This window comes from Aequorivita aquimaris (genome assembly GCF_001573155.1).
Taxonomy (GTDB): domain Bacteria; phylum Bacteroidota; class Bacteroidia; order Flavobacteriales; family Flavobacteriaceae; genus Aequorivita; species Aequorivita aquimaris.
Genome location: NZ_JRWG01000004.1, coordinates 34,013 through 46,629 on the forward strand (window position 1 = coordinate 34,013; position 12,617 = coordinate 46,629).

The following is a 12,617-nucleotide window of genomic DNA, read 5'->3' on the forward strand; positions in this document are numbered from 1 at the left end:
CACAAAAAGTGCTTATCGTTTCAAAAATGGTTATCTTTAAACTATTATCCAAATTATTAATTATGAGACTTATATCCTATATTTTATTGTTGCTTCTCATAGTTTCGTGTAAACAACAGGAAACAAAAAAAGATAATCTGGGCGTAGTGAATATAACAATCACAGGAAAGGAAAGTGCCCAGCCCAATTTTGAAAAAGGATTGCTGTTATTGCATTCCTTTGAATATGAAGACGCTCGCGAAGCTTTTATAGAAGCACAAAAGGAAGACCCAAAGATGCCGATGGCCTATTGGGGTGAAGCAATGACCTATAACCACAGCCTGTGGCAGCAACAGGATTATGAAGCAGCGACAACTGTTTTGGCTAAACTCGACAGTATTAATTTGGAAAAAAATACAACCGAAATTGAAAAGGATTTAATTGAATCCGTACACATACTCTACCAACCAAAAACAGAAAAAAAGCAACGCGATATTGCCTATTCCGAATTTATGGAAGGTTTATACAAAAAATATCCCGCCAATCAAGAAGTCGCCGCGTTTTATGCCTTGTCGCTTTTGGGCTCTGTTGAAGAAGGAAGGGACGATGTTGTTTACGGCAAAGGCGCTAAAATTGCAAAAGGTATTTTAAATGAAAACCCAAACCATCCCGGCGCACTTCATTATTTGATACATTCGTATGACGATCCCGACCACGCTACACTTGCATTGGATGCCGCAAACGCCTATTCAAAAGTAGCACCGGATGCAGGCCATGCGCTTCACATGCCTTCACATATTTATGTTGCGATGGGGATGTGGGATGACGTTATTTCTTCAAATATTGCTTCCTACCAAGCAAGCCTTAACAGAATGGAAGAGAAAAATTTAGGCAATGATGCCCGTGGTTATCACGCCTTCCATTGGTTGCAGTACGGCTATCTTCAAAAGGAAAATTACGAAGAAGCAAAAAAAATGGTGCTCGATATGAAAAAGTATGCTACCGAAACCCCATCAAAAAATGCTCGGGTATATTTGGTATTTTTAAAAGGAACCTATTTAACCGAGACCGATAAATGGGAAGATGAAATTGCTGATATTCCTGTGGACATTTCCGACTTGAATATTTCCGTCCGCTCAAAATATCATTTTTTGGAAGGAATGAAGGCGTATAAAAAGGGCAATACCCAAAAACTGGACAGCATACTTAGCATTATGGACCAAGACCATAAAAGGGAATCGTTTATTGTTACAGAGGGCAGTGCCAAACTTTGTGCAGGCGTTACTCGCGACGAAGCGACGGAAATGGATTTAAAAGGAGCTGAAATTAGACAGAATCAATTAATGGCACTTCGCGCTGAGTTGAATAATAATTCAAAACTAGCCGAAGAGCATTTTATAAAATCCATCGAAATTGAAAACAGCATAAGCTACAGTTATGGTCCGCCATCCATCCAAAAACCCACCCACGAACTTTATGCAGATTGGTTACTTACCCAAAACAGAAATGAGGAGGCCGCAAAACAATACGAACTTGCCTTAAAAAATGGCCCCGGAAGATTACGCGTTTTGAAAGGAATGGAAAATTCAAAACAAGTAATGTAAGTTTTGAGGGTTCAACCGCATTCATCAATAAAGTTTTATCTCCGCATTGTGGACGCAAAGGCTTTTCCCTATCTTTAAATTCTGAAATAAAACTTCAGGTGAACTATGAATATCGATCAAATTTTCAAAAACAATCAAGATTGGGTAAATGAGAAATTAGGGCTTGACCCAAATTATTTTAAAAATCTTTCCGAAGGGCAAAATCCAGAGGTGCTTTATATAGGCTGCAGCGACAGCCGTGTTACCGCAGAAGAAATAATGGGCGCCAAACCCGGCGAAGCCTTTATACTGCGGAATATTGCCAATATGGTTTCAAATCTCGACCTAAGCGCCATGAGCGTCATCAATTATGCCGTGAGCCATTTAAAGGTAAACCATATAATTGTTTGTGGCCATTACGGCTGCGGCGGTGTAAAAGCGGCGATGCAAAGTCAGGATTTGGGAATTTTAAATCCGTGGTTGCGAAATATTCGAGATGTGTATAGATTACATAAGCAAGAGTTGAATAATATAAAAGACGAAGAAGAAAAATACCGCAGGCTGGTAGAACTTAACGTGCAGGAACAATGCGTAAACGTTATTAAAACCGCTGATGTTCAAATTGCATACCGCAGCAGAAATCTTACGGTGCACGGTTGGGTTATGGATATGGGTACTGGAAAATTAATCGATTTAAAAATTGATTTTGATAAGGTTCTCAAAGACATTATGGAAATTTACCATTTGGATTAAAGAAATTTAGAATTACATACGCTCTGGAACGTCAATTCCCAAGAGGGCGAAAGCACTTTTTATAACTTCCCCCACGGCTTTTGAAAGTTTTACGCGAAATGTTTTTTCAGTTTCATTATCCGTTGCGAGAATTGGCACATTTTGGTAAAAACTGTTGAATTCCTTTACCAAATCATAAGTATAGTTAGCAATCAAAGCCGGGCTGTAATTCTCCGCCGCCAACTGAATGGTTTCAGGGAACTGCTGGATAATTTTTATGAGCTCTTTTTCCTTTGGATGCATTTCGACAGATGTCAGGTCGAGTGCTCCCGAGGCTTCGAGAGAGACCTCTCCAGCTTTTCGTAGAATAGACTGAATCCGCGCATAGGTATATTGAATAAACGGCCCCGTATTTCCTTGAAAATCAACGCTTTCCTCAGGATTGAATAGAATCCGTTTTTTAGGATCTACTTTTAAAATATAATATTTTAAAGCGCCCAAACCGATCATTCGGTAAAGTGCTTCCTTTTCTTCTTTTGAAAAATCGTCGATCTTTCCAAGTTCCTCAGAAATGGTTCGCGCCGTATCGGTCATTTGCGCAATCAAATCATCTGCGTCAACCACAGTTCCTTCACGGCTTTTCATTTTACCGGAGGGCAGATCCACCATTCCATAACTTAAATGAAACAGATTTTTAGCCCAACTGTAACCGAGTTTTTTCAGAATTAAAAACAACACTTTAAAGTGGTAATCCTGTTCGTTACCTACGGTATAAATCATTCCGCCCACATCGGGATGGTCTTTCACACGCTGTACGGCAGTGCCTATGTCCTGCGTCATATAAACCGCGGTGCCGTCGCTACGCAGCACAAGTTTTTCATCCAGTCCCTCCTCGGTTAAATCGCACCAAACGGAACCATCATCCTTCATAAAAAAGACATCTTTTTTTATGCCTTCCTCAATAATATCTTTCCCCAAAAGATAGGTGTCGCTTTCGTAATAATAAAAATCGAAATCTACGCCAACGGCTTTATACGTTTCTTCAAAACCGCTGTACACCCAGCCATTCATTTTATTCCAAAGGGCCACGGTTTCTTCATCGCCAGCCTCCCACTTTCGGAGCATTTCCTGGGCTTCCAAAATTAGTGGTGCTTGCATTTTTGCCTCTTCCTCAGTTTTTCCTTCAGCTTTTAAAGTTTCAATCTGCTTTTTGTATTCTTTGTCAAATTTTACGTAGTAATTCCCAACGAGCTTATCCCCTTTCAAATCAGTCAAATCCGGTGTTTCCCCATTTCCGAATTTTTCCCACGCAAGCATACTTTTACAAATATGGATGCCACGATCGTTGATTATTTGGGTCTTGTACACTTTTTTTCCCGCCGCCTTTTCTATTTCGGCAACGGAATAGCCAAGTAGCACATTCCGAACGTGCCCCAAGTGCAAAGGCTTGTTGGTGTTTGGCGAGGAATATTCCACCATTAATGCTTCCTTTCCCTGCGGAACTTTTCCGAAGGAAGAAAAATCTTCGACTGAATTGAAAAAGTTTAAATAATACGAATCGCTCAAAACGATATTTAAAAAGCCTTGTACAACGTTGAATTTTTCAATTTCTGAAACATGTTCAACCAAATAGGTGCCGATGGCCTCACCAATCTGCACCGGATTGCCTTTCACTACGCGCAACATCGGGAAAACAACCGCGGTGATGTCGCCCTCAAAATCTTTGCGGGTGGGCTGTAATTCTACCGATTCAAGTTTTGCACCGTACAGTTTTTCCACTGCGGCTTTAATTTGGGTTTCCAATGTTTGCTGAAATGTCATACTGAAATTTTAAAGTGCAAAGATACTTTTTTTGAATTCTTAATTCTGTATTCTATTTTCTGAATTTTCCGAAGCCATCAAATAACTTTCATTTAAAGTTTTGGTAATCTTCAAATAGAAAAACCAAACGTCCTTTGCCGAAAAAAATATGGATATTTTTTTATACGTGTTTGCTGCTCTTTTTTCGGTAATAAACCCATTGGGAACCGTACCCGTATTTGTAGGGTTGACCAGCGATGAAAGTACTCAGGAACGCAACAAAACTTCACTTTTGACCACGATAAACGTGGTGGTAATTTTAATCATTTCCTTTTTCGCCGGAACGTATCTTTTAGCGTTTTTCGGAATAAGTTTGAATGCATTGCGCATTGCAGGTGGGATGATAATAGTAACCTCTGGCTTTGCGCTGTTGACGGGAACTTTTTCAAAGCACAAAGGGATGAAGAACAAACGGGTTCAAAAGGATTTAGACAAAAGGGAAAAATTTTCGCTCACTCCACTGGCAATACCTATGCTTGCGGGCCCTGGCTCCATTTCGCTACTAATAACTTTTAATCAGCAGTATCAAAAAACAGTAGAGATAATTTGGATTGTAATGGCCGTTTTTGCAGTTGGATTGGCGACGTTTATCATTTTGAGAAGTTCGCATTACATCAGCAAATTTTTGGGCGCTTCGGGCATCAATGCTATTTCAAGAATTGTTGGATTTATTGTAATTTCAATAGGTGTGGAATACATCAGCGCTGCCGTGATTTCTATTCTAAAAACAATAAACCCTTAAAAATTAGCGGCGGTTTTTAAGCAATGCTCCGGCTATAAGTGCCAAAACCCCAATGCCAATCATCCCCAGCGTTTGGTTGGTCAATCCTTCCTTGGCATTAACTTCCAAAGGGCCTATATCCAAAACCTGTTGCGGCACAAAAGCATTGTAAAGTCCGAAGATTATTAAAACAACCCCTACAATTAGCAATACGATTTTTAAGATTTTCATGGTTTTTGGATTATTTGGTTGAAGATTTAAAGATACCGTTTTGGAAAATAAGGCAAACTATAACTTAACGGGTTTTTAACTAATGTTTAATTATTAAAAATTATCTTTAAACAAAATATTTTAAATTGAAAATTCTACTCACAGGCGCCAATGGATACATTGGTATGCGATTACTTCCCGAACTTTTGCAAAACGGGCACGAAATAATTTGTGCCGTTCGGGATAAAAATAGATTACCGCTCGATCCCGAAACAACAAAAAAGATAACCGTCGTGGAGGTGGATTTTGCCGAAGAAGTAAACACCGAATCATTCCCAAAAGATATTGATGCCGCTTATTATTTAATACACTCGATGAGCGGCTCCACCAAAAATTTTGATGAAGTTGAAGCCCGCTCAGCCGAAAACTTCAATAAATACATGGATTACACTACTGTGAAACAGATCATCTATTTAAGTGGTATTATAAATCAGGACGAACTTTCAAAACACCTTTCTTCCCGAAAAAAGGTAGAGGAAATTTTATACAAGGGCAACTATCATCTAACCGTGCTTCGCGCCGGAATTGTTGTTGATAGCGGCAGTTCTTCTTTTGAAATTATTCGGGATTTGTGTGAAAAACTGCCAATAATGATCGCTCCAAAATGGTTAAAGACTAAAATTCAACCCATTGCCATTCGCGACGTGATTGCGTTTCTATCGGGGGTTTTGGACAATGAAAAATGTTTTGACAAATCCTTCGATATCGGTGGTCCCGATGTGTTGACCTATAAAGAAATGTTGATGAAATATTCCAAAATCCGTGGCCTAAAACTTTGGATAATTTCGGTTCCTGTTATGTCGCCACGGCTTTCTTCGTATTGGCTTTATTTTGTAACCTCAACTTCATATAAACTCGCTGTAAATCTTGTGGACAGTATGAAAATGGAAGTGGTGGCAAGGGATAATAAACTGCAGGAAATTTTAAATATCCAGCCCATTTCATATGAAGAAGCAATCAAAAAAGCCTTTTTGAAGATTGAACAAAATCTCGTGATTTCCAGTTGGAAAGATTCCTTGGTGGCAGGAAGAATTTCAAATTTAAAAGAATACATCCAAGTGCCAAAATACGGCTGCCTGAAAGATAAAAAAGTATTGAATGTTGATGATCCCGAAAGAGCGTTAAACAATATATGGGCCATTGGCGGAAAACGCGGGTGGTACTACGGAAATTCACTGTGGAAAATTCGCGGATTTATGGATAGGCTTGTGGGCGGCGTTGGTTTAAGACGCGGAAGAACTCACCCAGACCAAATTTACACCGGCGATGCGTTGGATTTTTGGCGTGTGCTCTACGCCGACAGAGAAAGCAAAAGACTCCTACTTTTTGCCGAAATGAAACTTCCCGGCGAGGCGTGGCTGGAATTCTGTATAAACGATAAAAATGAATTGATACAGACCGCCACCTTCCGTCCGAAAGGTTTGTTGGGAAGACTGTACTGGTATTTGATGCTACCCTTCCACTATTTCATTTTTGGGGGAATGATCCGAAATATTGCAAAAACAGAAACCATGGCGTAATTATGCCTTAGGCAGAAAAACCTCGGCCATCATACAGCGGGCGCTTCCGCCACCGCAGGTTTCAATGGTAGTAAGGTCGCTGCTCAAGATTTCACAATGTTTCTCAATTGCCGCAATTTGATTTTCGGTCAAACTACTATGCGCCGCCGCACTCATTACTAAATATTTTTTGTCGCGTCCCTGTACTTGGAGCATATTGCCCGCAAAATGATGCATTTGGGCTTCGGTAATTGAGATAATCTCCTTCCCGTCCGTCTTCAAATGCTGCACCACATTTTTCTTTTCCTTGGCATCATCTATACTGTCCAAACAGATAACACAAAATTCTTCGGCAAGGCACATCATTACATTGGTGTGGTAAATGGGCACCCGCTTGCCATCAACGGTTTGGTTTGCAGTGAAGATTACTGGCAGATATTCAAAATCCTCGCAAAATTCAATAAGCAATTCTTCATCAGCACGTGGCGAAAGTGCGCAATACGCTTTATGGTTTACCCTGTCGAGCAACAGACTTCCCGTACCTTCTAGAAAAAAGCCTTCATCTTCCGCAGGGGTGTAATCGTAAATATTATTGATTTTAAAACCTTCATTTTCCAAACGAATCAAAACTTCCTCACGCCTTTCGCGACGGCGGTTTTCAGCAAACATTGGGTAGAGACCTATGTCGCCATTTTCGTGAAAACTGATCCAGTTGTTGGGGAAAATGGAATCGGGGGTGTCCATTCTCAAATCGTCATTCTCTACAATCACATGTACGCCAACACCTCGCAATTTCTGCACAAAGGCATCAAACTCTGCCTGGGCTTTGGTATTTATTTCAGCATTTTTAAGGGCGATGTCTTCCTGAAAAAAATTATTGACCGCCGTCTGCTCGTTCATACGGAACGCGACCGGGCGAATCATTACGATGGTATCTGTGATCTGTTTTGCCAATTGAGGGAATTTTAGGCTGCAAATTTAAAGGAATTTCCTGTTGAAAAAATGCTTTTAAATGGTAAATTAGATGTACAAAGTAGAATTACGTTTTTAGAAACCGAAACATTTAAAAATTATGGATACGTTAAAAAATTTAAAGGACGAACTTACCGAAGAGTATAACACCACCCAAAAATTTCTGAATAATTTTCCAAAGAACAAAAACGATTATGCCCCGCATACCAAAAGTATGAAGCTTATGGACTTAGCAACGCACATTGTGGATATTTTTGGCTGGCCGCAGGTTATTTTGAATACCGATTATTTGGATTTTGCTGATGGCTATAATCCCGAGAAAATGGCCACTAAAGAAGATTTGTTGCAACAGTTGGAAAAACAGCACAAAGCCGGGATGCAAGCTTTGGAAAACGCAAAAGAAGCAGATTTAAAACTGAACTGGAGCATTCGGATGAACGGTGAAAAAATTATGGAATGGAGCAAGTACGGCGCCATCAGGCACGGGCTAAACCAAGTAACCCACCACCGCGCGCAGCTGGGCGTTTATTATAGATTGCTGAATATTCCGGTGCCGGGAAGTTATGGGCCTTCGGCAGATGAGCAGAATGGGTAAACTCTTTAGTTATTCTAGAATATTTTCAAGCACTCAGCATATCCCCATCTTTAACGGAATCGCCATATTCGAGAAGCATTTTTCTATAAAAATTATGCTGAAGCTGACCATCTTCAAGACAACCGATTAATGTTTCCTCTAAATCGTTGTAGCCTAACCTATCTGAAATTGCTTCGTTTAAATCATAAAGCCTAACCGGATCGGTAGTCAATGGTTTGGAATTCCAGATAGAAATCAATTTGTTTTCATAGTTCACATCTACATCTACTGAACTGAAGAAGAAATTGAGAAACGCTTTATGGAAATTGCGAAATTGCTCGTTCGGACGTTTATCAAATTGACAGCTTTTAGATATCAGCCTTTGCATTTTCTCTCGAATTATTTCATCTCTATCTTCCATAACATATCAATTTGTATATTGAAGATACGAAGCGTATGCCTTTGGAGATTTTAAAAAATAAGACTTTAGCGTCAGTTTAACTTGTGCTTTTGGATTACGTTAAAAAATTTAAGACTAAAAGCTAGTTTTCAGCTTTATAACCATTACTTTCCCATTCTAAAAAACCGCCCTGAAGGTCATAAATTTCCTTAAAACCGGCTTCTTTTAAAAGGGCAGATGCCTTGGCACTTCTTCTTCCACTTCTGCAATATAGATACACTGGCTTTTCGGGGTCTAACTTTTCAACTTTGGTTAGAAATTCTGATTCCATCACATTAATATTTTCAGCATCTACAAGATGTCCTTCGGCAAACTCCTCAGGAGTACGCACATCCAATAGTTGGATTTCAGGATTGTTCTCAATTGAGTCCTTAAATTCCTGTGGAGTTAGCACACGTACTTCCTGTGCTATCGTTTTCTCTTTGCACGCCGTAAAAAAAATGGCGCCGCAAAGAAGCAGAAGTATTGATATCTTTTTCATTTTTTGAGATTTTAATTAATAGTTTCACCTTCCCATTCCATAATCCCGCCTTTAAGGTTGAAGGCATTTTTAATACCTATGGAATTGAGCAACATACACGCTTGTCCGCTTCTGCCACCGGAACGGCAATACACATAATAATTTTTTTGCGGGTCAAGCTGTCTTGCCCGCTGAAGAAATTCTGCTCCGTTGTAAATATCCATTTGGATAGCTCCCGGAATATAGCCTTCCTCAAATTCCGCATCGGTACGCACGTCCAAAATCACCGAATTCTCGTCCTTTTCCAATTGCTCGCTCCACTGTTGTTGTGTCAAATCTGCCATTTTAAAAATTTTCAGTAAAAATAATAAATGTGAAACGTTTAAAATTAAAAAAACCGGAAACAAAACGTTTTCGGTTTTTAAAGAATATTTTTTTTAGAGATCTATTGCTTAACGGAACAGCCTATAGCTTTTGTTTCCTTTACGGAAACTTCTTTTCCTTCCAAAAGCTCATTTACGGCATTCGCCAAAAATCTTTCCTTTACTTCAGCAGCATTGCGAACGTTATCATCAATGGCACCAATGTATTTTACAATATTTTTACCGCCTTCCTTTTGAAGCAGATAAACGTGCGGTGTTTTTGTGGCGCCGTATTTTGCATAGATTGTTTGGCTTTCGTCATATAAATACGGAAAAGTAAACCCAGCTTCTTTTGCTTTTTCTCGCATCAATTCATACGTATCATCTGGCTGAACCTCCGGATTGTTTGGGTTAATTGCTATCAAAGGATAGCCTTTCGATTTAAATTCCTTGTCCAACGCAACCATTCTTTCTTCACTAGCTACCGCATACGGACATGTGTTGCACGTAAAAATCACAATAAAACCTTTGGCATCTTTATAATCGGAAAGCGAGACCATTTTTCCGTTTACATCCTTCAGTTTAAAATCGGTAGCTTCATCACCGATAGTATATCCTTTCGTTTCGGTTTCAGAGTTAATTTCCGTGAATTCGGGCTGGACAATTTTGCTAACGGCAAGGTCCCAGCTTTTATCCGTAGATTCGTTTTTACAACTGCTAAAAGCAATCAATACAAGGGCTGCAAATGATATGCTGGAAAGTATATTTTTCATAATTTAAATTTTTATAGAAATGTTTTTAATTCAGCTTCAAGTTCTTCAAAAGTAAATGATTGTTCGTAAAATTTTCGGTTATCTTTTTTATAAATAATTGTTGCGGGAATGGCACCACTCCATTGAGGTGAAACCTTTGGAATCCAACTATTGGCGTCAGAATCATCCAATAACACCACTTCAGATTGTATGTTGTTCTTTTTAATAAAAGGAATTACTTGGCTCTCCAGTTTGTCCGGAAAATCAAGGCTAACCAACACTAGTTTCACGTTTTTATCGGAATAGTCCGAAGCCAATTTTTCAAAAGCCGGAAGCTCTTTTATACAGGGTTTGCACCAAGTGGCCCAAAAGTTAATTACATAAATTGAATCGTTTTTCTTTTGAAGATACTGCCGTTCAAGTTCTTCGAAATTCAAGGAAACAACTTTTTTTGAATTGAAATCTTCTTTATTAATTGAAAGATCTTCTTTCATTGCAACTTCAGAAGTTGTTTCAGATTTTTTATCCAAACAGCTTTGAAACATCAAAACAAAAAGTATAAGCGGAAGTAATTTCATTTGCTAAAAATATTGAAAGTGAAATGATTAAAGCAAACCATTAACGTAAGATTAATAGACTTATTTAGTGCCAAAAAGTTTCATTTCAGAATTAGAAATTTTAAATTTTTCAATAAAAGAAAACTGTCTTCAAAAAAAATTCTATATTTGAACCCGAAACAATGAAAACATTTACACAAAATACTTGGTGGTGGAAAAACTTACGGAAAACCTCGTGAGCGGAACACCTATAGTATAAAATATACGAAAAGGCTTGTCAATCACGACAAGCCTTTTTTCATGCTTGCGTTAGTGGGCATCGAAGCATTAAGCAATAAAAAATGAAAATAGAAAATAAAAAATATCAGCTAAAAACATATTCAAAAAAACTGTTGGCAGATACGCTCACGCCGGTTTCGGTGTATTTGCGGTTGCGCGATAAATTTCCGAACAGCCTTTTGCTGGAAAGCAGCGATTATCACGCTAACGACAACAGTTTTAGCTATATCTGCTTTAACCCGATTGCTTCCATAAAAGTGGAGAACGAAACCATTTTTCAAAATTTTCCTGATGGAAAAAGCACAACGCTTGAAATTTCAGAAAAAACGAATGTTCCAACTATTTTAGACGAATTTGCCTCCTCTTTTTCTTCGGAAGAAAGTAAGTTTAAATTCATCAACAACGGTCTTTTCGGTTTTATGGCTTTTGATGCAGTGCGTTATTTTGAAGACATTTCGCTTTCAAAAAAAGAGGAAAATCTTGAAATGCCCGATTTGTTTTATGCAGTTTACCAAAATATAATCGCGATAAACCATTTCAACAACGAAGCGTATATTTTTGCCCACTGTTTTGAAGCTGAAAACAATATTCCGCAGATTGAACAGCTATTAAAATCGAAGAGTTTTGCGGAATATCCTTTTGCGAGAAAAGGCGAACGCACCACAAATTTGAATGATGAAGATTTTAAAGCTCTGGTGCGAAAATGCAAAGAACATTGCCAGCGCGGTGATGTGTTCCAAATTGTGCCCAGCAAACGGTTTTCACAGAAATTTACGGGTGATGAATTCAACGTTTACAGGGCTTTGCGCAGCGTTAATCCTTCACCCTATCTTTTCTATTTTGATTACGGAAATTTTAAAATCTTCGGCAGTTCGCCCGAAGCGCAGTTGGTCGTAAAAGAAAATGCGGCTGAAATTCACCCCATCGCAGGAACTTTTAAACGAACAGGAAACGACGAACAGGATGCCGAGCTCGCCAAAAAACTTTCCGAAGACAAAAAGGAAAACAGCGAACACGTAATGCTAGTTGATTTGGCACGAAACGATTTGAGCCGGCACGGCACGAACGTAAAAGTGGAAACCTATCGCGAGGTTCAGTTTTTTTCACACGTAATTCATTTAGTGAGCAAAGTTACGGCAACGCAAAACCCCGAAACATCAACAATGCAGATTGTTGCAGACACTTTTCCCGCGGGAACTTTGAGCGGCGCACCAAAACATAAAGCGCTGCAATTGCTGGAAAAATATGAAAACCGAAGTCGAGAATTTTACGGCGGAGCCATCGGGTTTATGGATTTCAGCGGCAATTTTAACCACGCTATTATCATTCGGTCTTTTGTGAGCAAAAACCATACATTGCATTATCAAGCTGGCGCGGGCGTGGTTTCGGAAAGCAATGAGGAAAACGAATTACAGGAAGTTTATAACAAATTGGGGGCTTTGACAAAAGCACTGGAATTGGCGGAAAACATATAAGTCCCCCAGCCCCAAAGGGGAGCAAAAAATAATAATTCATGAAAGAAGAAATAAATAAAATTAAAAATCAGGCTCCCTTCCC

General features: G+C 39.1%; 14 protein-coding genes. 6 read left to right on the forward strand and 8 right to left on the reverse strand.

The window, feature by feature from the left end:
* Positions 1-62: 62 nt before the first annotated feature.
* Complete coding sequence (locus LS48_RS07505; RefSeq protein WP_062621605.1) at positions 63-1,583, forward strand: tetratricopeptide repeat protein; 1,521 nt, start codon at positions 63-65, stop codon at positions 1,581-1,583.
* A gap of 105 nt (positions 1,584-1,688) precedes the next feature.
* On the forward strand, positions 1,689-2,315 hold the full coding sequence (locus LS48_RS07510) for a carbonic anhydrase (protein WP_062621608.1): 627 nt from the start codon (positions 1,689-1,691) through the stop codon (positions 2,313-2,315).
* Between the two features lie 12 nt (positions 2,316-2,327).
* Here LS48_RS07510 and argS read toward each other — a convergent pair whose 3' ends face one another.
* Positions 2,328-4,115 carry an arginine--tRNA ligase gene (gene argS, locus LS48_RS07515; protein ID WP_062621612.1) on the reverse strand — a complete coding sequence of 596 codons (1,788 nt, stop codon included), beginning with the start codon at positions 4,113-4,115 and terminating at the stop codon, positions 2,328-2,330.
* 148 nt (positions 4,116-4,263) lie between these two features.
* Between argS and LS48_RS07520 the strand changes: the two genes are divergently transcribed.
* Entirely contained in the window at positions 4,264-4,896 is a 633-nt protein-coding gene (locus LS48_RS07520; RefSeq protein ID WP_045081042.1) for a MarC family NAAT transporter, read from the forward strand.
* Positions 4,897-4,899: 3 nt separating this feature from the next.
* Here LS48_RS07520 and LS48_RS07525 read toward each other — a convergent pair whose 3' ends face one another.
* Entirely contained in the window at positions 4,900-5,106 is a 207-nt protein-coding gene (locus tag LS48_RS07525) for a hypothetical protein (RefSeq protein WP_045081041.1), read from the reverse strand.
* A 125-nt stretch (positions 5,107-5,231) separates the two neighbouring features.
* Between LS48_RS07525 and LS48_RS07530 the strand changes: the two genes are divergently transcribed.
* A complete protein-coding gene (locus tag LS48_RS07530) occupies positions 5,232-6,665 on the forward strand; it encodes an SDR family oxidoreductase (RefSeq protein ID WP_062621617.1) in 1,434 nt (477 codons plus the stop codon).
* Here LS48_RS07530 and ctlX read toward each other — a convergent pair whose 3' ends face one another.
* A complete protein-coding gene (ctlX, locus tag LS48_RS07535) occupies positions 6,666-7,568 on the reverse strand; it encodes a citrulline utilization hydrolase CtlX (RefSeq protein ID WP_076692439.1) in 903 nt (300 codons plus the stop codon).
* Between the two features lie 148 nt (positions 7,569-7,716).
* Here ctlX and LS48_RS07540 point away from each other — a divergent pair, with 148 nt between their 5' ends.
* The gene (locus tag LS48_RS07540) at positions 7,717-8,211 is read left to right on the forward strand and encodes a DinB family protein (RefSeq protein ID WP_062621625.1); all 495 of its coding nucleotides are present in this window, start codon (positions 7,717-7,719) and stop codon (positions 8,209-8,211) included.
* Positions 8,212-8,236: 25 nt separating this feature from the next.
* Here LS48_RS07540 and LS48_RS07545 read toward each other — a convergent pair whose 3' ends face one another.
* The 5 genes from LS48_RS07545 to LS48_RS07565 form a co-directional block, all read right to left on the reverse strand.
* Entirely contained in the window at positions 8,237-8,611 is a 375-nt protein-coding gene (locus LS48_RS07545; protein ID WP_062621627.1) for a hypothetical protein, read from the reverse strand.
* A gap of 121 nt (positions 8,612-8,732) precedes the next feature.
* On the reverse strand, positions 8,733-9,131 hold the full coding sequence (locus tag LS48_RS07550) for a rhodanese-like domain-containing protein (RefSeq protein ID WP_062621629.1): 399 nt from the start codon (positions 9,129-9,131) through the stop codon (positions 8,733-8,735).
* Positions 9,132-9,142: 11 nt separating this feature from the next.
* On the reverse strand, positions 9,143-9,454 hold the full coding sequence (locus LS48_RS07555) for a rhodanese-like domain-containing protein (RefSeq protein WP_062622094.1): 312 nt from the start codon (positions 9,452-9,454) through the stop codon (positions 9,143-9,145).
* 101 nt (positions 9,455-9,555) lie between these two features.
* Positions 9,556-10,245 carry a thioredoxin family protein gene (locus tag LS48_RS07560; RefSeq protein WP_078056392.1) on the reverse strand — a complete coding sequence of 230 codons (690 nt, stop codon included), beginning with the start codon at positions 10,243-10,245 and terminating at the stop codon, positions 9,556-9,558.
* Positions 10,246-10,256: 11 nt separating this feature from the next.
* Entirely contained in the window at positions 10,257-10,802 is a 546-nt protein-coding gene (locus tag LS48_RS07565; protein ID WP_062621630.1) for a TlpA disulfide reductase family protein, read from the reverse strand.
* 320 nt (positions 10,803-11,122) lie between these two features.
* Between LS48_RS07565 and LS48_RS07570 the strand changes: the two genes are divergently transcribed.
* Positions 11,123-12,535 carry an anthranilate synthase component I family protein gene (locus tag LS48_RS07570; protein ID WP_062621631.1) on the forward strand — a complete coding sequence of 471 codons (1,413 nt, stop codon included), beginning with the start codon at positions 11,123-11,125 and terminating at the stop codon, positions 12,533-12,535.
* The last annotated feature ends 82 nt before the right edge of the window (positions 12,536-12,617 follow it).